Source organism: Staphylococcus sp. HMSC062A01 (genome assembly GCF_001836805.1).
In the GTDB taxonomy this organism is placed as follows: domain Bacteria; phylum Bacillota; class Bacilli; order Staphylococcales; family Staphylococcaceae; genus Staphylococcus; species Staphylococcus haemolyticus.
The window spans coordinates 176,666-200,674 of the sequence record NZ_KV830599.1 but is presented as its reverse complement, the minus strand read 5'-3'; the positions used below and the strand labels follow the sequence as shown (position 1 = coordinate 200,674).

The following is a 24,009-nucleotide window of genomic DNA, read 5'->3' as shown; positions in this document are numbered from 1 at the left end:
AGTCATCAGTCCAATTTATTATAGAGCCTAAAAAGTCAACATATTTAGATAACCAGATATATTAATAATTTGGTTAATCAATATGTTGACTTCTTTTACGTTTCTATAATTTAATGATTGGATTAAACATCACTTGATTACGACCTTCATTCTTAGCAACGTGAACCATATCATCGGCATCTTTGAAGACTTTTCTTTGTGACTTATGGTCATCTTGCGATAGGTAACCTACACCAATAGAGACAGATAATTTTATGACTTCCTTATTTGGTAAGTGGAATGAAGACTTTTCAACACCTGTTCGAATATTTTCAGCTAATTTAACGCTTTGATCCAATGAGTAATTACGAATCACGACTGAAAATTCTTCGCCACCATTACGAAAAATTTGAAACTGCTTTGGTACATAATTCTTTAATAATTGTGACATTTGTTTGAGCACAGCATCTCCAGATTTATGTGAATACGTATCATTTACATCTTTAAAACCATCTATATCAATTAATAATAAGGCAAGACTTTCATTTTTATCCTCAGCAATCTGAGATACATGATTTAAATGTCTATCAAATTCTTTTACATTACCTAGTCCAGTAAGATAGTCAAACTTATCTTCATTCTCATAGCGTGTGACTAATGAAAAGAAGTGCCACATATCAACAAATGTAATTGCAGAAGCGATGGTTAAAACGAATGAAATTGGAACTAAAAATGCGATTTCAGTAAGATCATATAGCGGACTAAAGATAGATAAAATAAGTAAAATAATAACACTAATCAAATTTAAAACGACTAAAGCTACAATGTCATTTTGTTTTAAAAAAGGTCCAACCATACTTACAATGATACCTATTACTATAAGTACTACACCATAAAGAAGTGAGTTTCCGAATGCGAACACTTCTACTAAAGCAACGATAACTGCCGATACAAGTGTATAGCCCATATTAGTAAAGCGTCCTAAAAATAACAATGGGACAAATGTTAAATGAACTAAATACTCTTGATGGAATGGAATTGGATAAGCTGCAAGTAGCAATGCAACAATCGTCATTAATACAGTGACATAGCCTTTTGAAAAGACCATTATTTTATTTTCGGAATATTGTAATCGATGAAATAAATAAATGCCAGCTACCATAACTGCAACATTATAAATGATAGATTCAATCATATTGGAATCGACTCCTTTAATTTAACCATTAGTTATTGTAAGTGAAAACTTACCATTTGTCATTAAGTTGTATCAGATAACATAAATAAAATAGATAGAATATTTGAACTTTTATATTCAAATGAATACTGAAATGATATGATATAAATTGATTATCTTTACAAAAAATTTACAATTAATTAAAAATAAAGATTAATTTGAAGAAATAGGATAAAATAGTTGAAGTTTAATGAACTATTTAAAGAATAGTTAGTAAATTACAACTATAGTCCAATACAAAATTGATTTGAAAATTGTTTAAATAGAATGAATAGATAACTTGCAAATGTGTAAAATTAAAAGAGATTTATTGAAGGTGAACTGATGTATACTTTACTACTTATTGCTGTAACATTGGTAATCAGTTTAATATTAACACCTATGATTATAAAGGTCTCTATTAAATTTGATTTAGTAGATAGGCCAAATTTTAGAAAAGTACATACAAAACCAGTTTCAGTATTGGGTGGTACTGTTATATTACTTTCTTTCTTAATAGGAATCTGGCTTGGACATCCGATTGAAAGAGAAGTTAAGCCCTTAGTTATGGGGGCTATAGTTATGTATTTAGTAGGATTAATTGATGATATTTATGATTTAAAGCCTATTTTAAAGTTAATTGGTCAAATTGTCGCAGCTTCAATCGTAGCATTTTATGGAATTACAATAGATTTTATTTCGTTTCCTATGGGCCCGACAATTCATTTTGGAATATTAAGTATACCGATTACCATTATTTGGATTGTGGCGATAACTAATGCTATCAATTTAATTGATGGTTTAGACGGACTGGCCTCTGGAGTATCTGCAATTGGTCTTATTACAATTGCTTTTATTGCGATTTTACAGGCTAATGTATTTATTATCATGATTTGTAGTGTACTAATAGGATCATTATTAGGATTTCTATGTTTCAACTTTCACCCAGCTAAGATCTTTTTAGGGGATAGTGGTGCACTACTGATAGGATTTATCATTGGTTTTCTATCCTTACTTGGCTTTAAGAACATCACATTTATTTCATTGTTTTTCCCAATTGTGATTTTAGCTGTACCATTTATTGATACGTTATTTGCAATGATTCGAAGAATGCGAAATGGTCAGCATATTATGCAAGCAGATAAGTCGCATTTGCATCATAAACTTTTAGCTTTAGGATATAGCCATAGACAAACAGTATTATTAATTTATTCAATAGCGATTTTATTTAGTTTATCAAGTATCATTTTATACTTATCTCAACCTTTAGGTGTACTCCTAATGTTCATTTTAATTGTTATCACAATTGAATTGATTGTTGAATTTACAGGTTTGATTGATGATAGTTATCGTCCGATACTTAATTTAATAACAAAAAAGAATGAACAACATCACGGTGATAATGGTGTAGATCAACATGATAAAAAATAAAGCCTTGTTTGTAATAACTACTTAAATGATTAGGTAGTGTTATACAAACAAGGTTGTTTATTAATTAGTGGGTATATCAAATGGTAATTTCTTTACGTCTGCTTCATGCAATTCAAAATTACCAGCTGTGTTCTTATTTAAAAATGCAATAAAGTCATCATATTCAGTTTGTACGACATCAATTTGATAACTAACCTTATCGGTATAAGTGGTATCTCTTAGAAAGTACGTTGTAGAGGCCAATTCATATTCTAACTTTCCAGTTAAATCATAATTGATAGTCACGGTAGTAGGAATAGCATCACGTAGTTCTACACGTCCTACATCATAAATGATGTCTCTAACAGCACCACTATATGCTCGTATAAGTCCGCCACCACCAAGTTTAATACCCCCAAAGTATCGAGTAACAACGACACAAACATTATGTACATCTAATTTTTTTAATATATCAAGCATAGGGACACCCGCAGTGCCACTTGGTTCACCATCATCATTTGCTTTCTGAATATTCATTTGATCACCAACTGTATAAGCTGAACAGTTATGCGTAGCCTCTTTATGTTGTTGCTTAATTTCGTTTATGAATGCTTTAGCTTCATCCTCTGATGAAACAGGTTTGATGTGTGCGATGAATCTAGATTTATTAATGACATTTTCAATCGAATGTTCCTGTTTAATCGTAATAATATGGTTGCTCAAAGATGTTCACCTCCAATAAATAAAAAGAATATTTGACCTTTATTATACACGCTTCATTTTAAATGAAGAAATATCTGATTATGAATTTCTTTTTCAATAAAAATAATTTATAATAGCTTTGAGTATAATTGAGGAGGACTACTATGAAAATCGCATTAATGGCAGATTCAACTGGGTATCTACCACAAGACTTTATGGACCAATATGAGATACCTATTGCACCATTAAGTGTTGCATTTGATGATGGAGAAACGTTTACTGAGAATGATAACGTACCAATTGAACGTTTTTATAATAAAATGGCCTCATCTAAAACATTCCCAACAACAAGTCAACCGGCTATTGGGGAATGGATTGAGAATTATGAGAAGTTAAGAGATAAAGGCTACACTGATATTATTGTGATTGCTTTATCAAGTGGTATAAGTGGCAGCTATCAATCAGCTACACAAGCTGGAGAAATGGTAGAAGGTGTCAATGTTCATACGTTTGATAGTAAATTGGCAGCGATGATTGAAGGAAGTTATACAATCTATGCTAAAGAACTCATTGACAAAGGATTTACACCAGAAGTAATTATTGAAGAATTACAAGAAATCCGAGAACAAGCTGGCGCTTACTTAATTGTTGATGATCTTAAGAATTTACAAAAAAGTGGACGTATAACTGGTGCTCAAGCATGGGTTGGAACATTATTAAAAATGAAACCTGTACTTCGTTTCGAAAAAGATGGCAAAATTCATCCTTTTGAAAAGGTACGTACTAAAAAACGTGCACTTAATACATTAGAAGAGAATATCTTTGAAATTATTAAAGACATTGATGAAGTTACCGTTTTTGTAATCAATGGTGATAAAATTGATGAAGGTAAAGACTTTTATAACCATTTAAAAGAGACATATCCAAACATCAATATCCAGTATTCAGAATTTGGACCAGTTATTGCATCTCATCTTGGTTCAGGCGGATTAGGTTTAGGATATTTCCCAAGAAAAATCGAAATTAATTAATTGTTTATAATTTAAGTCTAAAAGCGTTTAAGAAAGTATTGTTTAGCACATAGTGTTTCAATATTTTTTTAACATCTTTTAGGCTTTTTTATTTTATAAGGAGTGATTCGTAATAAAATTCTACGGAAAGTTAGTTAGTCCAGATGTGACGTTAAGTGATGAGACAGTTACTCAAGTTACACCTGGTATTATCGCTACAGATGATGGTTATCAATGTCTTCAATGTGGCAATATAGACAAACGTTATATGTATGAATATGAAACACCTATTTCAGAAGAACGTATTATTTATTGTAGGTATTGTATACAATTAGGGCGCATGGACAATATTACAGAATTTAGGATTACGCAAAGTGAGAATGCAATTTCTGATGGATATTACGACTTACCCTTTCAATTATCAGAACAACAACAATATGCTTCAGAGGCCATTGTACAAGCAATTAAAACGCTTCAACCATTATTATTATATGCGGTTACTGGTGCGGGTAAGACTGAAATGATGTATGAAGGTATACGGGTAGCACGCCAACTTGGGTTTAATGTAGCCATAGTATCCCCAAGAGTAGATGTTGTAGTAGAAATTAGTTTGCGCATTAAAGAAGCATTCAATTCAGAAGACATAGATGTATTACACCAAAGTAGCCAACAACAATATAATGGTCACTTCATTGTTGCAACCGTTCATCAATTGTTTAGATTTAAATCTCACTTTGATGTTATATTTATCGACGAAGTTGATGCCTTTCCTTTATCAATGGATCCTCGGCTTATGGAGGCAATTCGATTATCATCAAAACAAAAACATAGCCACATATTTATGACGGCAACACCTCCGAAAGAGCTGTTGAATCGTTTGTCTTCTGAGCAAATCATTACCTTACCTGCACGTTTCCATAAACATCCACTACCAGTCCCCAATTTCACATATTTCAAATTAAACGTTAAGCATATACAACTTAAATTGAAAAGAATTTTAATGAATCAAATTAACGAAAAACGATACACACTAGTATTCTTTAACAATATTGAATTGATGGTAGAGACGTACCAACACTATCGTTACCACTTTTCAGATTTAATCTATGTTTCAAGCAAAGATGCACTACGATTTAGCAAAGTTCAAGCACTACGAAACGGTGAACATGCTATCGTTTTTACGACAACAATTCTAGAAAGGGGTTTCACAATGGCACAATTAGATGTCATTGTCATCAACGCACATACTTTTGAAAAGGCTGCACTTATTCAAATTGCGGGTCGGGTTGGTCGTAAACAAGAAGCACCTACAGGAAAAGTGATATTTATGCATGAAGGTGTAAGTATAGCTATGATACAAGCTAAAAGAGAAATTAAAAAAATGAATCGATTAGGTATAGAACGTGGGTGGGTAATTGGTTAAATGTATACAATGCGGATTGCCAATATATGAATCGCTTAATGTTTTTAACTTTTATCGAGTACCTCAACGTATGTGTTCATCATGTTTAGAAATGTGGGATAGTGTGAAATTAATTAAGAATGACCAACGTTGTCCTAAGTGCTTAAATTATCGGGATAATAAAGAAAATGACTGCTTGGATTGTCAATTTTTAGCTAAAAATTTTAAACTAATGGAACAGCTTTATTGTGACTACCAATATTCCGGTATTATGAAAGAAATGATACAGCAATACAAACTAATGAAAGATTATTATTTAGCTGAGGTTATAGCCTCACAACTCAACTTACCAAAAACATCTTGTGATCTGATTGTACCTATTCCATCTCCAATTGAACGAGACATTCAAAGAACATTTAACCCAGTCGCAACAGTATTAGAAAAAATGGGGGTTCAATATTCGAACATATTGGCAACTGAATTGCGTCCCAAACAGTCAAAACTTGGGAAAGTAGAGAGAGCAAGAGCTATGAATCCTTTTTATATTAAAGAAGATGAGGATTTAACTGGTAAAGAAATATTACTCGTTGATGATATTTATACAACAGGATTAACAATTCATCATGCTGGGTGTAAATTATACGATAAAAATGTCAGAAAATTCAAAGTGTTTACGTTTTCAAGATAGGTTAAACGTGGTATTATAATAGTAAGAATTACCAACATAAGAGGTTAAAGGAGAGATAGCTATGATTAGATTTGAAATTCATGGAGATAACCTCACTATTACAGATGCCATCCGCAACTATATTGAGGACAAAATTGGTAAACTTGAACGTTATTTTAACGATGTGCCTAATGCAGTCGCACACGTAAAAGTAAAAACGTATCAAAATTCTACAACTAAAATCGAAGTAACAATTCCATTGAAGAATGTTACATTAAGAGCAGAAGAAAGACATGATGATTTATATGCAGGTATTGATTTAGTTACTAGCAAATTAGAACGTCAAGTACGTAAATATAAAACACGTGTTAATCGTAAGCATAAAACGCATGGAGAACCAGAAGCGTTTGTAGCTGAAGTACAAGAAGCACCGCCAGAAAATGTTGATGACGTTAATGATGAACCAACAAATGATAGTGAAATTGAGATTATCCGTTCTAAACAATTTAGCTTAAAACCAATGGATTCTGAAGAAGCAGTATTACAAATGGAATTATTAGGACATGATTTCTATATCTTCACTGATCGTGAAACAGATGGTACAAGTATTGTTTATAAACGTAAAGACGGTAAATATGGATTAATTGAAACGACTGAATAATTGATTAATAGTAAGTTATTAATTTAAATCAATTTTGAAATATATTTATGGTGTTAAGTTCACAATGACAATTTGCAGATATAACTAAGCTGAGAAGGTAATAATAATAAAATACACTCAGTTATAGTTATCCTTATAAGGGTGGGACGATGAATTCAAAATGAATTCTGTTCCACTCTTTTTTGTAACTAATATTATAGTAATTCGTGGACGCTAATATCATGCTGTGCTAATGTAATGAGGTAATTGGATATTTAAATAATAAATTAGGCTTAGCGATTCAAATTAGGGGAAAAAGGAAGTAAGTTATTTAAGTTGCGCACAATTAAGCGTCGCACTTATATGAGTATTTAAGTATAAATTCTAAAGTATAAATGATATGATAAATTGTTGTAAGCCAAACAGTTTTTAAGCTAAAGGAGCGGACGTAATGGGATTTTTATCAAAAATTGTTGACGGCAATAAAAAAGAAACTAAACGTCTAAGTAAAATAGCCGATGAAGTACTTTCATTAGAGGAAGATATGGCTATCTTAACTGATGAAGAAATTAAAAATAAGACGAAGCAATTTCAACAAGAAGTACAAGAAATTGAAGATGTAAAAAAACAAAATGACTATCTAGATAAAATCTTACCTCAAGCATATGCTTTAGTAAGAGAAGGGGCAAAACGTGTCTTTAATATGACACCTTATAAAGTGCAAGTAATGGGTGGTATCGCCATTCATAAAGGTGATATCGCTGAAATGAGAACCGGTGAAGGTAAAACTTTAACAGCGACGATGCCTACGTATTTAAATGCGCTTGCAGGTCGTGGTGTGCACGTAATCACAGTTAACGAATACTTATCTAGTGTTCAAAGTGAAGAAATGGCAGAGTTATATGAATTCTTAGGACTAACTGTAGGATTAAATTTAAATAGTAAATCAACGAATGAAAAACGTGAAGCCTATGCTCAAGATATTACTTATAGTACGAATAATGAATTAGGATTTGATTATTTAAGAGATAATATGGTGAACTATGCCGAAGAGCGTGTAATGAGACCATTACATTTTGCAATCATCGATGAGGTAGACTCTATTTTAATTGATGAAGCTAGAACGCCTTTAATTATCTCTGGGGAAGCAGAAAAATCTACGTCATTATATACACAAGCGAATGTGTTCGCCAAAATGTTAAAAGCTGAAGATGATTATAAATATGATGAAAAGACAAAAGCAGTTCATTTAACTGAACAAGGTGCAGACAAAGCTGAACGTATGTTTAAAATTGAAAATTTATATGATGTACAGAATGTTGAAGTTATTAGTCACATTAATACAGCATTAAAAGCACACGTAACATTACAACGTGACGTGGACTACATGGTTGTTGATGGAGAAGTACTCATTGTTGACCAATTTACTGGACGTACAATGCCTGGTCGTCGATTCTCTGAAGGTCTTCACCAAGCGATAGAAGCTAAAGAGGGCGTTAAAATTCAAAATGAATCGAAAACAATGGCATCCATTACTTTCCAAAACTATTTCCGTATGTATAATAAATTAGCTGGTATGACTGGTACTGCAAAAACAGAGGAAGAAGAATTCCGTAATATTTATAATATGACGGTTACACAAATTCCTACGAATAAACCTGTTCAACGTGATGATAAATCTGATTTAATTTACATTAGTCAAAAAGGTAAATTTGATGCAGTCGTTGAAGACGTAGTCGAAAAACATAAACAAGGTCAACCCGTTCTTTTAGGTACTGTTGCAGTTGAAACAAGTGAATATATCTCTAATTTACTTAAAAAACGTGGTATTAGACACGATGTATTAAACGCTAAAAACCACGAACGTGAAGCGGAAATTGTTGCAAATGCAGGACAAAAAGGTGCTGTGACAATAGCGACAAACATGGCTGGTCGTGGTACTGATATTAAACTAGGTGAAGGTGTAGAAGAAATTGGCGGTTTAGCAGTTATTGGTACTGAACGACATGAATCTAGACGTATAGATGACCAATTACGTGGTCGTTCTGGTCGTCAAGGTGATAGAGGGGATAGTCGTTTCTATTTATCACTTCAAGATGAATTAATGGTTCGTTTCGGTTCTGAAAGACTTCAAAAAATGATGAACCGTTTAGGCATGGATGATTCGACTCCTATTGAATCAAAAATGGTATCCCGCGCTGTTGAATCTGCTCAAAAACGTGTTGAAGGTAACAACTTTGATGCACGTAAACGTATACTTGAATACGATGAAGTTTTACGTAAGCAACGTGAAATTATCTACAATGAAAGAAACAATATTATCGATTCAGAGGATAGTTCACAATTAGTTAATGCAATGTTACGTTCTACATTACAACGTGGTGTGACCTATCATATAAGTGAAGAAGATGACAATCCTGACTACGCTCCGTTTATTAATTACGTTAATGATGTCTTTTTACAAGAAGGCGATCTTAAAGAAGAAGAAATTAACGGTAAAGATTCTGAAGACATCTTCGAAGTAGTTTGGTCTAAAATTGAAAAAGTATATGAAAGCCAAAAAGCCAAAATTGGTGACCAAATGGTTGAATTTGAGCGTATGATATTACTACGCTCTATAGATACTCACTGGACAGATCATATTGATACTATGGATCAATTACGTCAAGGTATCCATTTACGTTCATATGCACAACAAAATCCACTTCGTGATTATCAAAATGAAGGTCATGAGTTATTTGATATGATGATGCAAAATATTGAGGAAGATACATCTAAATTCATCCTTAAATCTGTAATTCAAGTTGATGAAAATATAGAAAGAGAGAAAACAACTGACTTTGGAACAGCTCAACATGTCTCTGCTGAAGATGGCAAAGAGAAAGCTAAAAAGCAGCCTATTGTTAAAGGCGACAAAGTTGGTCGTAATGACCCATGTCCATGTGGTAGTGGCAAGAAATATAAAAATTGTCATGGAAAAGAAGAATAGGTTTTATGTTTAATAATAAGTGGGAGTTGTGAAAAAGAATTCACGCTCCTACTTTTTACATATCCTATCAAATATGAATTAGGTAAGAATAGGAGAGATAAATATGGAATTATCTGAAATTAAGCGAAATATAGATGAATATCGTAACAACTTAGCACAAATTAGGGGGTCTCTTTGACTTTGAAAATAAAGAGACAAATATTCAAGAATATGAAGAAATGATGACTGAACCTGACTTTTGGGATGATCAAAATAAAGCACAAGATGTTATTGATAAAAATAATGCATTAAAATCAGTTGTAAATGGTTATCATGAATTAGAAGAAGAAGTTGAGGATATGACGGCAACTTGGGAATTATTACAAGAAGAGTTAGATGGTGATGTAAAGAGTGATTTAGAACAAAATGTTCTCGACTTTAAAGAGAAAGTTGATCAGTTTGAATTGCAATTATTATTAGATGGTCCACATGATGCGAATAATGCAATTTTAGAATTACATCCGGGTGCTGGTGGTACTGAATCACAAGACTGGGCTAGTATGTTACTACGTATGTACCAACGTTATGGTGAACAACAAGGGTTTAAAGTTGAAACTGTTGATTATTTACCAGGTGATGAAGCGGGCGTCAAAAGTGTCACATTGTTAATTAAAGGGCATAATGCGTATGGTTATTTAAAAGCCGAAAAAGGAGTTCATAGACTAGTTAGAATTTCTCCATTTGATTCATCTGGGCGCCGTCACACGTCATTTGCCTCATGTGATGTCATTCCGGAATTTAATAATGATGAAATTGAAATAGAAATTAATCCTGACGATATTACAGTAGATACATTTAGAGCATCAGGTGCTGGAGGTCAGCATATAAATAAAACAGAATCTGCAATTCGAATTACACACCATCCAACAGGCATCGTAGTCAATAACCAAAATGAACGTTCACAAATTAAAAACCGTGAAGCAGCGATGAAAATGTTAAAAGCTAAATTATACCAATTAAAATTAGAAGAGCAAGAACGTGAAATGGCTGAAATACGTGGTGAACAAAAAGAAATTGGTTGGGGAAGCCAAATTCGTTCATATGTTTTCCATCCTTATTCTATGGTAAAAGATCATCGAACAAATGAAGAGACTGGTAAAGTTGATGCAGTCATGGATGGGGAGATTGGACCATTTATTGAATCGTATTTAAGATATACAATGAATCAAAGTGACAATTAATGTAATAGAATTGAAAATAGGAGTGAGATAGAGTTCGTTTTGAATTCATTGTCTTACTCCTTATTTTTTGAGAATCTAAATAATAGCTAAGTAAATGTAAAATGTAATGTTATTTATTACTAGAGTATACAATTTCATATGTTATTTAAGCCCATTTTAACCTTTATATTACAAGCCGATAACATTGAACTTCTACAATATATGTTATGCTACATTATAAAAGATTAATAATATAAAACAACAAAGGAATGACAACATGATTAATAAGACTCTTACAGTAACATTGACTTCTATTGCAGCTTTAGCAGGTTTAAGTGGTTTAGCTAATGCACAAGAATATACAAATTCAACACATACAACTTCACAACAATCAAATACTTACAATAGTCAAGTGGAGCAAGAAACAAATCTAGGATTAACAAATAAAGATATCGTTAAAGTTAAAGTTGGTGATACATTATACCAAATTGCATTATCACATCACTTATCACTTGAACAATTATATAACTTTAACCCAGGTGTAACTGCATTAATTCATCCAGGTGACTTAATTGCAGTAAGTGAAAAAGGTGCAGCAAAATTAGAAAATAAAGAGATCAATTATGCACAAACTTATGCAGAAACAACAGCATTTAATCAATCAGATGTGGTAGCTCAATCAGTAAGTGCTAGCACAACAAATGTGACTGGTTACAATATTGTACCTACAAGTGCACCTACAAATACTATGCACGATTCATACCACTCATCAGTGAATACACCAGTATCGTATCAACATGTTACAACTGCCAATCAAGGTAACCGTTATAGTTTCGGAAATTGTACATACTATGCATTTGATCGACGACAACAATTAGGACGCTCAATTGGTAGTTATTGGGGTAATGCTAATAACTGGGCATACTCAGCAAAAAATGCCGGATTAACAGTAGATAATCGCCCAGAAGTAGGTGCTATTTTCCAAACAACTGCTGGTTATTATGGTCATGTAGGTGTCGTGGAACATGTTAATCAAGATGGATCAGTATATGTTTCAGAAATGAACTGGAATGGTCATTATAACCATGTTACAAATAGAACAATTACAAACACTTCAAGCTATAATTTTATTCACTAACAAGTTTATAGACATTAGTTTTAATATATTCAGATGTCAGAGTTCAATGGCTATGCAATTTAGCATAGTTATTGAACTCTTTTTTTGAATAATGCCGTTTTATAGAAATTTATAGGAAGATTAAACGAATTAGCGCGGCATAGTTAGAGCAAGGGGTGTTTTATTTTATATAAATGTTTAGGAACCGCTTTCTGTACATTTTAGGAAAACAATCTAATCTTTAATTAAAATACTTATCACAATACATTCCTGTGTAACTAGTATATATTGGTTAATAAAAGAAAAATGAAATAATTGTTATGTATTGAAGTAAGCTCAATATAAGCGAATTTTTAATAATAGATTTGTGCTTTTTACGCATAATCGTGTTTTCAAAATAGAATATAAAGGTGAAATCATTTATGGGAAAAGTCATTTTAATTACAGGAGCAACAAGTGGTATTGGTTATAAAACAGCAGAATATTTAGCAGTACAGGGAAATATAGTTTATGGCGCTAGTCGTAGGATAGAAAGTCTTGAAAATATAAAACAGGTGAACCCATTAAAATTAGATTTAACAAATGAAGCTTCAATCAAAACGGCAATCGATACTATTATCGAAAACGAAGGAAGAATTGATGTACTCGTTAATAATGCCGGTTATGGTTAATATGGTGCAATCGAAGATGTCACAATTGAATAAGCGAAACGGCAATTTGAAGTAAATATATTTGGTTTAGCACTTATTACACAGCTAGTTTTACCACATATGAGAGCACAAAAATCAGGACATATCATTAATATTTCATCTATGGGTAGACGACTTACAACTTATTTTGGCGCTTGGTATCATCCTACGAAATATGCATTAGAAGCCTTTAGCGATGCTTTACGAATGGAAGTAGAGGAATTCGGGATAGAAGTATCTATTATTGAACCAGGTGGGATTAAAACAGATTGGGGGATCATCGCTGCTGATAAATTGGCTGATTCTACAAAAGGCGGTGCCTATGAAGCTACTGCGATGAAAGTGACTCAAAGTATGAAAAAGCAATATCATTCTAATATGCTTTCAAATCCAATGGTAGTAACAAAAGCGAATTCAAAAGCAATAGACAGTAATAAACCTAAACCGCGTTATCTAACAGGATTTGCAGCTAAACCCCTTGAATTTTTACATGCTATATTGCCAACCAAAGTATTTGATAAAATGATGAAAGCTTCAAATTCAATATAACGAATCGTAATATAATCATTCGACAAATTGTATACTTAAGACACCTCGATAGTTCATTTAAGCGTGAAACTATGCTGAGGGTCTTATTTTTTTATACTTTTTCAACATTTTACAATGTATAAAGAATTGACACTTCTCATAGAAATGTTGATTGATATAATAAATGTAAGTATAATCTTTATTTAATAGAGTATGGAGGTAAGGTAAAATGGGTGTTCATCAATATTTTAAGAGACTTTCTGATTTAGAGAAATTAATTCGCTTACCAGGTAAATTTAAATATTTTGAACATAATGTTGCTGCTCACTCTTTTAAAGTTACCAAGATTGCACAATATTTAGCGACTGTAGAAGAATATCATGGTAATACTATTGATTGGAAAAGTTTATATGAAAAGGCATTGAATCATGATTTTGCCGAAGTGTTTACTGGTGACATTAAAACACCAGTAAAGTACGCTAAAACGGAATTGAAAATGTTGTTTTCTCAAGTTGAACAAGATATGGTGGACACGTTTATTAATGAAGAAATACCTGAACCTTATAAAGATATTTATCGAGAACGACTACAAGAGGGGAAAGATGATTCGTTAGAGGGTCAAATTTTATCTGTAGCCGACAAAATTGATTTATTGTATGAAACGTTCGGCGAAATACAGAAACGTAATCCCGAGGACTTATTCTTTGAAATTTATGAACACAGCTTGGAAACAATCATGCAATTTGATCACTTAAGTTCTGTTCAAGATTTCATAGAAAATGTCATACCTGAAATGCTAACTGAAAACTTCATTCCTCGAGCAGAATTGCGAGAAACTACAATGGCGATTTTAAATCGAAAAAATGGGTGAGATAAATGATTTGGTACGCTTTAGCTGCATTTTTTCCATGTGTATTAGTCGTGTTGTTTAGTGTCATAACTCGAAGTAAATGGGTGGGTGTTATTGTGACATTGATTTTGATAGCTGCTTCAATTTACAAAGGATTCTTTCATAATGAATGGATAATCTTTATCGATGTAGTATCCCTATTAGCTGGATATGTCATTATAGACAACCTTGAATTTCATAAGCATCAAGACTAAATACTATCAAACAGAGCTTTTGAATGTTACTGTAAGTTGATTTATAGTGTAAATGCACAATTTGTTCAGATGGAAGTAAAATTTAAAGCATATTTAAGAGCGGGCGCCATTAAATTATATATGAATAAATCACAAGCATTAGTGGAATATTAAATAATAATAAATGATTTTGAAAATACAAACGTAAGCGAACAAACGTTTGTATTTTTATTTATATATTTGATAAAATAGCCTTAAGTGAGAATACTTAACAAATAATAGGAAATTATTAAGTGAATGAATTTATGATTTTCACTTAAAGAGGTCATTTAAATTATTTCAGTAGAATTTTTATTAAGAATAAAGATACAATTTAAAACAAATCATTGTTAAATTTTCATACATCATTTATTTACACTAAAGTTTTAAATAAATAGTTAAGAATGCTTAATTTAAGGAGGCGCTTATCAGAATGGTGGAACATTACCCGTTTAAATTGAATTCTGAGTTTGATCCACAAGGGGACCAACCACAAGCAATAGAGAAAATAGTCAAAGGTGTTAAAGAAGGAAAGCGTCATCAAACGCTTTTAGGTGCCACTGGTACAGGTAAGACATTTACAATGAGTAATGTTATTAAAGAAGTGGGGAAACCAACGCTCATCATTGCACACAATAAAACATTAGCGGGGCAACTGTATAGTGAGTTTAAGGAATTCTTTCCTGAAAATAGAGTAGAATACTTTGTTAGTTACTATGATTACTATCAACCAGAAGCCTATGTACCTTCAACAGACACGTTTATTGAGAAAGATGCCTCAATTAATGACGAAATTGACCAACTACGACATTCTGCCACAAGTGCATTATTTGAACGTGATGATGTCATTATCATTGCCAGTGTCAGCTGTATCTATGGTTTAGGTAATCCGGAAGAATATAAAGATTTAGTAGTAAGTGTTCGAGTTGGTATGGAAATGGATCGAAGTGAACTGCTTCGTAAACTCGTAGACGTACAATATTCTAGAAATGATATTGATTTCCAACGTGGTACATTTAGAGTACGTGGCGACGTGGTTGAAATTTTCCCAGCTTCACGTGAAGAAATGTGTATTCGTGTTGAATTTTTTGGCGATGAAATTGATCGTATTCGAGAAGTTAATTATTTAACGGGAGAAGTCATTCGCGAACGTGAACATTTCGCGATTTTCCCGGCGTCTCACTTCGTAACACGAGAAGAAAAAATGAAGATTGCCATAGAGCGTATTGAGAAGGAATTAGAAGAGCGATTAAAAGAATTAAAAGATGAGAATAAGCTATTAGAAGCACAACGTCTAGAGCAACGAACGAATTATGATTTAGAAATGATGAGAGAAATGGGATTCTGTTCGGGTATCGAGAACTATTCTGTACATCTAACGTTAAGACCTTTAGGTTCAACACCTTATACGTTACTAGATTATTTCGGTGATGACTGGTTAGTAATGATTGATGAGTCTCACGTTACATTGCCACAAATAAGAGGGATGTTTAACGGTGACCGTGCGCGTAAGCAAGTGCTAGTAGATCATGGTTTCCGATTACCTAGTGCGATGGATAACCGACCATTAAAATTTGAGGAGTTTGAACAAAAAACGAATCAGTTGGTATATGTATCAGCTACACCAGGACCTTATGAGATTGAACATACCGATGAAATGATTGAACAAATTATTCGTCCTACTGGTCTTTTAGATCCTAAAATTGACGTTCGACCAACTAAAAATCAAATTGATGATTTACTTAGTGAAATTCAAGAACGTATTGATAGAGATGAACGTGTCTTAGTCACAACGTTAACTAAAAAAATGAGTGAAGACTTAACGACATACATGAAAGAAGCGGGTATTAAAGTAAATTACCTACACTCAGAGATTAAAACGTTAGAACGTATTGAAATTATTCGTGACTTAAGAATGGGAACGTATGATGTTGTTGTCGGTATCAATCTATTAAGAGAGGGAATTGATATACCGGAAGTTTCATTAGTTGTTATTTTAGATGCAGATAAAGAAGGTTTCTTGCGCTCAAACCGCTCATTAATCCAAACGATAGGTCGTGCTGCACGAAATGAGAAAGGTGAAGTGATTATGTATGCCGATAAAATTACCGATTCAATGCAGTATGCGCTTGATGAAACGCAAAGACGTCGTGATATACAAATGGCACATAATGAAAAATATGGAATCACACCTAAAACAATTAATAAGAAAATTCATGATGTTATTAGTGCCACGGTTGATAATGATGAAACAAATGAAAAACAACAAACCGAATTACCTAAGAAAATGACTAAAAAAGAAAGACAAAAAACAATTGAAAATATAGAAAAAGAAATGAAAAAAGCAGCTAAAGATTTAGACTTTGAAAAAGCAACAGAACTAAGAGATATGTTATTTGAATTAAAATCAGAAGGGTGACATTTGAATGAAGGGACCAAGGATTGTAGTAAAGGGTGCACGTGCACATAACTTAAAAGACGTAGACATTGAAATTCCAAAAAATAAATTAATTGTTATGACAGGGTTATCTGGGTCAGGTAAATCATCTTTAGCATTCGATACAATTTATGCTGAAGGTCAAAGACGTTATGTAGAATCATTAAGTGCATACGCGCGTCAATTTTTGGGGCAAATGGATAAACCAGATGTTGATACGATAGAGGGATTATCACCAGCTATTTCAATTGACCAAAAGACGACAAGTAAAAATCCTCGCTCAACAGTAGCAACGGTAACGGAGATTTATGATTATATTCGTTTGTTATACGCACGAATAGGCAAGCCATATTGTCCTAATCATAATATTGAAATTGAATCTCAAACTGTGCAACAAATGGTTGATCGCATTTTAGAGCTTAAAGAACGCACTAAAATTCAAATTTTAGCGCCAGTTGTTTCTCATAGAAAAGGTAGTCATGAGAAACTTATCGCAGATATTGGTAAAAAAGGCTATGTACGTCTTAGAGTTGACGGCGATATTGTCGATGTCAATGAGGTTCCAGAATTAGATAAAAATAAAAACCATACTATCGAGGTAGTCGTAGACCGTTTGGTAGTTAAAGATGGTATTGAAACACGTTTAGCAGATTCAATTGAGACAGGTTTAGAATTAGCTGATGGCAACATTACTGTCGATGTAATTGATGGCGAGGACCTTAAATTTTCTGAGAATCATGCTTGCCCAATTTGCGGGTTCTCTATTGGTGAATTAGAACCTAGAATGTTTAGTTTCAATAGTCCGTTCGGTGCTTGTCCAACTTGTGATGGTTTAGGTCAAAGATTAACCGTCGATCTTGATTTGGTAGTTCCAGACCCTAATAAGACTCTAAATGAAGGTGCGATTGAACCATGGGAACCTACGAGCTCAGATTTTTACCCAACTTTATTAAAACGCGTATGCGAAGTATATAAAATTAATATGGATAAGCCATATAAAAAGTTGACTGATAGACAGAAAAACATATTAATGAATGGTTCAGGAGATAAAGAAATTGATTTTTCTTTCCACAGTCGTAACGGTGGGACACGTCATAGAAGAATGAAATTCGAGGGTGTTGTTCCCAATATTGACCGTCGTTATCATGAATCACCATCGGAATATACACGTGAAGTAATGAGTAAATACATGACTGAACTGCCTTGCGAAACTTGTTACGGTAAACGTTTAAGTAAAGAAGCGCTATCTGTTTACGTTGGTGGATATAATATTGGAGAAGTAGTCGAATATTCTATCAAGAATGCATTAAATTACTATGAAAATATCGAGCTTTCAGAACAAGATAGAGCTATTGCAAGTCAAATTTTAAAAGAAATCATTTCAAGATTGTCATTTTTAAATAATGTTGGATTAGAATATTTAACACTTAATCGTGCGTCAGGTACTCTTTCTGGTGGTGAAGCACAACGTATTCGATTAGCGACACAAATCGGTTCACGCTTAACAGGGGTACTTTATGTGCTTGACGAGCCCTCTATTGGTTTACACCAACGTGATAATGATCGTCTGATAAGCACCTTAAAAGAAATGCGAGATTTGGGCAATACACTTATTGTTGTTGAACATGATGATGACACTATGCGAGCAGCTGATTATCTCGTAGATGTCGGTCCTGGTGCAGGTAATCATGGTGGTGAAATCGTCTCTTGTGGCACACCAAGTAAAGTCATGAAAGATAAGAAATCTTTAACAGGACAATATTTAAGCGGTAAGAAACGTATCGACGTTCCTGAACATCGTCGAGAAGTAACTGATCGCAAAATTAGTATCAAAGGTGCACGAAGTAATAACTTAAAAGGTGTAGATGTAGATATTCCATTGTCTGTAATGACAGTTGTAACAGGTGTGTCTGGTTCAGGTAAAAGTTCACTAGTTAATGAAGTATTATATAAATCATTAGCTCAAAAAATAAATAAATCTAAAGTTAAACCGGGTGCCTTTGATAGCATTGAAGGTATTGATCAATTAGATAAAATTATTGATATTGACCAATCTCCTATCGGTAGAACGCCACGTTCTAATCCAGCCACTTATACTGGCGTATTTGATGATATACGTGATGTATTTGCTCAAACTAATGAAGCGAAAATTCGTGGTTATCAAAAAGGACGCTTTAGCTTTAATGTTAAAGGTGGACGTTGTGAAGCTTGTAAAGGTGATGGCATTATTAAAATTGAAATGCACTTTTTACCTGATGTGTATGTTCCATGCGAAGTTTGTGATGGGAAGCGCTATAACCGTGAAACATTAGAAGTGACTTATAAAGGTAAGAATATTGCTCAAGTGCTTGAAATGACAGTCGAAGAAGCAACGTATTTCTTTGAAAACATTCCTAAAATACATCGTAAATTACAAACACTTGTAGATGTTGGTTTAGGTTACATCACGCTTGGACAACAAGCTACAACTCTATCAGGAGGAGAAGCACAACGTGTTAAATTAGCATCTGAATTGCATAAACGTTCAACTGGTCGTTCCATCTATATTCTTGATGAACCTACAACTGGTTTGCATGTCGATGATATTAGTCGTTTGCTAAAAGTGCTTAATCGTCTAGTTGAGAACGGTGATACTGTTGTGATTATTGAACATAATCTAGATGTCATTAAAACAGCAGATCATATTATTGATCTAGGACCTGAAGGTGGCGATGGTGGTGGTACACTAGTTGCTACTGGTACACCAGAAGAGATTGAAAATGTAGAATCATCATACACAGGTAAATATTTAAAAACGGTACTTGAACGAGATAAAGTAGAATAAATTGAAATATAGATTTTGAAAATTAATAGTAATTTAAGGGATCATAGGCATCTCGCATTAAATGACTTAACTGAGAATACGCTCACATCTAGCTTTTCTCAGTTTTTTTAATAACATAACATTAAACCCAACAAAGGGAATTATAATAAGAAATTCAATAAGTGAGGTTAAGTGATTTAATAAAAACTGTATGTTGTTCCCTTAATCATTTAAAAGCAATCTAAGGTGTAAACGAAACAAATATAATAGGATTTCTTCTTTTTTATATTAATCTTGTCTTTATTTTTGATATGATAATAGGTGAATGAATTCAAGTGAAAATTTTGAGGTGAACTCATGTTAACGACAGAGAAATTAGTCAAATTACTTAAATTAGAATTGTTTACGGGTGAAAAAGGATTACATAAACCTATTAAAAATACGGATATTTCTAGACCAGGTCTAGAAATGGCTGGATATTTTTCACACTATGCTGCAGACCGCATTCAATTACTAGGTACTACAGAATTATCGTTTTATAATTTATTACCAGACGAGGAACGTCATGGACGCATGAGAAAATTATGTCGTCCTGAAACACCTGCAATTATTGTGACAAGAGGATTAGAACCTCCGCAAGAGCTGATTGATGCCGCTCAAGAAATGGATACACCACTAATCGTATCAAAGGATGCAACTACAAGTTTAATGAGTCGATTAACGACATTCCTTGAACATGAATTAGCTAAGACAACATCATTACATGGTGTATTAGTCGATGTTTATGGTGTGGGTGTGTTAATCACTGGAGATTCTGGTATAGGTAAAAGTGAGACTGCACTTGAATTAGTGAAAAGAGGTCATCGACTCGTAGCTGATGATAACGTAGAAATTCGTGAAATAACTAAAGATGAATTAATAGGGACACCACCTAAATTAATTGAGCACTTATTAGAAATTAGGGGTCTCGGTATCATCAATGTCATGACATTATTTGGAGCGGGGTCGATCCTCACACAAAAACAAATTCGTCTTAACATTAACCTTGAAAATTGGGATAAAGATAAACTGTATGACCGAGTTGGATTGAATGAAGAAACATTACAAATTCTTGATACAGAAATCACTAAAAAAACAATTCCTGTAAGACCAGGACGAAATGTTGCAGTCATTATAGAAGTCGCAGCAATGAATTATCGTTTAAATATAATGGGGATTAATACAGCTGAAGAATTTAATCAACGTTTAAATGAAGAAATCTTAAAAAAAGGTCATCAAAGCAAGGAGAACTAAAACATGCTTTTTAATCTGAATTATATTGATTCTACTGCATTTAGCATAGGTCCGCTTTCAATAAAATGGTACGGTATCATTATTGCGGTAGGAATCCTTATTGGTTATTTCATAGCTCAAGAAAGCTTGAAATATGTTGGTTTACATAAAGATACGCTTGTTGACGTCATCTTTTACAGTGCCATCTTTGGGTTCATCGCTGCACGTATTTACTTCGTGATTTTTCAATGGCCATATTACGCCCAAAACCCTATTGAAATTCCAATGATATGGCATGGTGGTATTGCAATACATGGTGGTCTTTTAGGTGGATTTATCACTGGTATTATTGTTTGTAAAATTAAAAATTTAAATCCATTTCAAATTGGTGACATTGTAGCACCAAGTATTATTTTAGCTCAAGGTATTGGACGTTGGGGTAACTTTATGAATCATGAAGCCCATGGCGGTCCAGTCTCAAGAACCTTTTTAGAAAATTTACATATTCCTGAGTTTATTATTCGTAATATGTATATTGAAGGGGTATACTACCATCCAACATTCTTATATGAATCTATATGGGATATTTTGGGATTCATCATTTTAATTACAATTAGAAAGCATCTTCGTGTAGGTGAAACATTCACACTCTATTTAATATGGTATTCAATTGGACGTTTCTTTGTAGAGGGATTAAGAACGGATAGTTTAATGCTGACAAGTCATATTAGAGTAGCGCAATTGGTATCAGTTATTTTAATTATAATTGGTTTGGTAATTTTAATTTATCGTCGCATTAAATATCAACCATCATTGTACAAAGAAGCAGGTCCGTTAACTTGGAATAGCTCTAAGGCGAAAGTGAAATCATGAGACGGTTAACTAAAGAAGGACATCATAAGATTAATCCGCTATGGCGAATTTATAGTTTAGTACGTTTTTCAAAAGTATTCACCAATACATTGCTAATTGAATTATGTCGTTTTATACCAAATTTAAAATGGAAACGTTGGATATACATTAATCTATTGAATATGACCATTGGACAACATACTGCTATTGCCTATAAAGTAATGCCTGATCTCTTTTATCCGCAACTCATTACAATTGGCAATAATTCTGTAATTGGTTATAATACAACAATATTAACGCACGAAGTATTAGTGGATGAATATCGCTATGGCCCAGTGTACATTGGTGACCATACATTAATCGGTGCAAATTCGACCATTCTACCAGGTGTACATATTGGTAATCATGTAGTCGTTAAAGCTGGAACAGTTGTATCAAAAGATATACCAGATTATGCCATTGCATATGGCAATCCTATGCTAATACATCATAAATAAAGAGAGGTGACAAAGAATGGCGCAAAACAATGACAATATTATCTCGATGAAATTTGATGAACCATTTTATCGTAAAATGGCTGATCAAAAATATAAAATGCAAGATTTTAATAAGGCAGTAGAATACTATAAAAAAGTGCTTGATTTGTCACCACAAGATTTTGATATTAAATTAAAGTATGCTTATTGCTTAAACAAACTTAATTTAGGTAGACGAGCTGAGCATTTGTTTTATGACAGCATTATTGAAGGTAATCATGTTGCCGACAGTTACTACCAACTTAGTCAATTAAACATTGACCTTAATGAGCCAAACAAGGCCTTCTTGTTTGGTATTAATTATGTGATTTTAACTGATGATACTGACTTTAGAGAAGAATTAGAAAAAACATTCGAAGTGTCTTATATGAGTGAAGATAAAATTCAGCTCGAAGCACAACTTTTCTCAACGCAATTACTATTCCAATATTTATTTTCTCAAGGAAGATTACAAGATGCACGTAAATATATTTTGAATCAAGATGAGAAAATTCAAGAACATAGAGTCATTCGAAACTTATTAGCAATGTGCTATTTGTATTTAAGTGAATATGATATTGCTAAAGACATGTTTGAAGCGTTATTAGCAGAAGATAATTCAGATGTACATGCACTATGTCACTATACATTGCTACTTTACAATACGAATGAAAAAGATAAGTATCACAAGTATCTTAAAATATTAAGTAAAGTAGTACCAATGAATGATGATGAAAGTTTTAAATTAGGCATAGTACTAAGCTATTTAAAACAGTACGATGCATCTCAACAAATATTATTACCACTATACAAAAAAGGTAAATTTGCCTCAATTCAAATGTTTAATGCATTGAGCTTTAATTATTATTACCTCGGAAATAAAGAACAGAGTAAAGTGTTTTGGGAGAAGTTACTGCAAATTTCTAAAGTTGATGTGGGCTACGCACCTTGGGTACTTGAAGAGAGTAAACAAACATTTGATCAAAAAATATTACCACTGTTATTAGATGATGATAGCCATTATAGACTTTATGGTGTGTTTTTATTAAATCAATTAAATGGTAAAGAAATATTAATGACTCAAGAGATTTGGTCTATTTTAGAAACAATGAATGACTATGAAAAACTTTACCTTACTTATTTAGTACAGGGACTGCATTTAAATAAATTAGATTTCATTCACAAAGGTTTAGTGAGTTTATATGAAATGGACGACATACAGAAAGATACGGAATTATTTATAAGTTGGATTGATAAAGGTGAAGGGTTAATTGCGAACGATGTTGATTTTAGTGAAGTTGACAGATATGTAGCTGCACATGCTTATCTATATCATCGTTATTATCATAGTCATATGACTAAAAAGAAAATTATGGAATTGTTTAATGTATCTCGTTATAAGTTAGATAACGCAATTGATCAATTGTTGAGCATATAAATTTAAAGATTTCAAATATTAATAT

The 24,009-nt window shown here is 32.8% G+C and carries 18 protein-coding genes and 1 pseudogene; 17 read left to right on the top strand and 2 right to left on the bottom strand.

The features are described 5' to 3' along the window. Positions 1-103 precede the first annotated feature (103 nt). The gene (locus tag HMPREF2715_RS01160) at positions 104-1,174 is read right to left on the bottom strand and encodes a GGDEF domain-containing protein GdpS (RefSeq protein WP_053024242.1); all 1,071 of its coding nucleotides are present in this window, start codon (positions 1,172-1,174) and stop codon (positions 104-106) included. A 363-nt stretch (positions 1,175-1,537) separates the two neighbouring features. Here HMPREF2715_RS01160 and HMPREF2715_RS01155 point away from each other — a divergent pair, with 363 nt between their 5' ends. Beyond that, positions 1,538-2,623 carry a glycosyltransferase family 4 protein gene (locus HMPREF2715_RS01155; RefSeq protein WP_011276406.1) on the top strand — a complete coding sequence of 362 codons (1,086 nt, stop codon included), beginning with the start codon at positions 1,538-1,540 and terminating at the stop codon, positions 2,621-2,623. Positions 2,624-2,683: 60 nt separating this feature from the next. On the opposite strand, the gene HMPREF2715_RS01150 is transcribed toward HMPREF2715_RS01155, so the two are convergent. Next, a complete protein-coding gene (locus tag HMPREF2715_RS01150) occupies positions 2,684-3,325 on the bottom strand; it encodes a YigZ family protein (protein WP_070441774.1) in 642 nt (213 codons plus the stop codon). Between the two features lie 143 nt (positions 3,326-3,468). On the opposite strand from HMPREF2715_RS01150, the gene fakB1 reads away from it, so the two are divergent. From fakB1 to HMPREF2715_RS01070, 16 genes and pseudogenes are all read left to right on the top strand, one after another. Next, entirely contained in the window at positions 3,469-4,335 is an 867-nt protein-coding gene (gene fakB1 / locus HMPREF2715_RS01145; RefSeq protein ID WP_070441771.1) for a fatty acid kinase binding subunit FakB1, read from the top strand. Between the two features lie 145 nt (positions 4,336-4,480). Further along, positions 4,481-5,737, top strand: a complete 1,257-nt coding sequence (locus tag HMPREF2715_RS01140; protein WP_176746958.1) for a DEAD/DEAH box helicase family protein — start codon at positions 4,481-4,483, stop codon at positions 5,735-5,737. Further along, positions 5,730-6,404 carry a ComF family protein gene (locus HMPREF2715_RS01135; protein ID WP_070839173.1) on the top strand — a complete coding sequence of 225 codons (675 nt, stop codon included), beginning with the start codon at positions 5,730-5,732 and terminating at the stop codon, positions 6,402-6,404. The genes HMPREF2715_RS01140 and HMPREF2715_RS01135 overlap by 8 nt, the downstream gene beginning before the upstream one ends. Positions 6,405-6,465: 61 nt before the next feature. Beyond that, positions 6,466-7,044 (top strand): ribosome hibernation-promoting factor, HPF/YfiA family, encoded by a 579-nt coding sequence (hpf, locus tag HMPREF2715_RS01130; protein ID WP_070581548.1) that lies wholly within the window; start codon positions 6,466-6,468, stop codon positions 7,042-7,044. Between the two features lie 430 nt (positions 7,045-7,474). Then, positions 7,475-10,012, top strand: a complete 2,538-nt coding sequence (gene secA / locus HMPREF2715_RS01125) for a preprotein translocase subunit SecA (RefSeq protein WP_070581547.1) — start codon at positions 7,475-7,477, stop codon at positions 10,010-10,012. 103 nt (positions 10,013-10,115) lie between these two features. After that, positions 10,116-11,232 (top strand): peptide chain release factor 2 gene (prfB, locus tag HMPREF2715_RS01120; protein ID WP_141738632.1). Its coding sequence is split into 2 segments (ribosomal slippage): positions 10,116-10,187 and positions 10,189-11,232, totalling 1,116 coding nucleotides; the frame shifts between segments, so codons are not numbered across the junction. 259 nt (positions 11,233-11,491) lie between these two features. Continuing rightward, positions 11,492-12,349, top strand: a complete 858-nt coding sequence (locus HMPREF2715_RS01115; protein ID WP_176744750.1) for a COG3942 and LysM peptidoglycan-binding domain-containing protein — start codon at positions 11,492-11,494, stop codon at positions 12,347-12,349. A 401-nt stretch (positions 12,350-12,750) separates the two neighbouring features. Then, a pseudogene (locus HMPREF2715_RS01110) lies at positions 12,751-13,566 on the top strand (oxidoreductase). Between the two features lie 208 nt (positions 13,567-13,774). Further along, positions 13,775-14,416: a YfbR-like 5'-deoxynucleotidase gene (locus HMPREF2715_RS01105; protein WP_011276397.1), complete on the top strand. Its 642-nt coding sequence runs from the start codon at positions 13,775-13,777 to the stop codon at positions 14,414-14,416. Positions 14,417-14,421: 5 nt separating this feature from the next. Beyond that, a complete protein-coding gene (locus HMPREF2715_RS01100) occupies positions 14,422-14,649 on the top strand; it encodes a CsbA family protein (protein ID WP_011276396.1) in 228 nt (75 codons plus the stop codon). Between the two features lie 451 nt (positions 14,650-15,100). Continuing rightward, the gene (uvrB, locus tag HMPREF2715_RS01095; RefSeq protein ID WP_070441758.1) at positions 15,101-17,086 is read left to right on the top strand and encodes an excinuclease ABC subunit UvrB; all 1,986 of its coding nucleotides are present in this window, start codon (positions 15,101-15,103) and stop codon (positions 17,084-17,086) included. Positions 17,087-17,093: 7 nt separating this feature from the next. Continuing rightward, the gene (uvrA, locus tag HMPREF2715_RS01090) at positions 17,094-19,928 is read left to right on the top strand and encodes an excinuclease ABC subunit UvrA (RefSeq protein WP_070839170.1); all 2,835 of its coding nucleotides are present in this window, start codon (positions 17,094-17,096) and stop codon (positions 19,926-19,928) included. A 336-nt stretch (positions 19,929-20,264) separates the two neighbouring features. Further along, positions 20,265-21,200 (top strand): HPr(Ser) kinase/phosphatase, encoded by a 936-nt coding sequence (hprK, locus tag HMPREF2715_RS01085; protein WP_011276393.1) that lies wholly within the window; start codon positions 20,265-20,267, stop codon positions 21,198-21,200. Between the two features lie 3 nt (positions 21,201-21,203). Next, positions 21,204-22,052 (top strand): prolipoprotein diacylglyceryl transferase, encoded by an 849-nt coding sequence (gene lgt / locus HMPREF2715_RS01080; RefSeq protein ID WP_070581544.1) that lies wholly within the window; start codon positions 21,204-21,206, stop codon positions 22,050-22,052. After that, positions 22,049-22,528, top strand: a complete 480-nt coding sequence (locus HMPREF2715_RS01075; RefSeq protein WP_070839167.1) for an acyltransferase — start codon at positions 22,049-22,051, stop codon at positions 22,526-22,528. The genes lgt and HMPREF2715_RS01075 overlap by 4 nt, the downstream gene beginning before the upstream one ends. A gap of 16 nt (positions 22,529-22,544) precedes the next feature. Then, positions 22,545-23,984, top strand: a complete 1,440-nt coding sequence (locus HMPREF2715_RS01070; protein ID WP_070839164.1) for a tetratricopeptide repeat protein — start codon at positions 22,545-22,547, stop codon at positions 23,982-23,984. Positions 23,985-24,009: the final 25 nt, after the last annotated feature.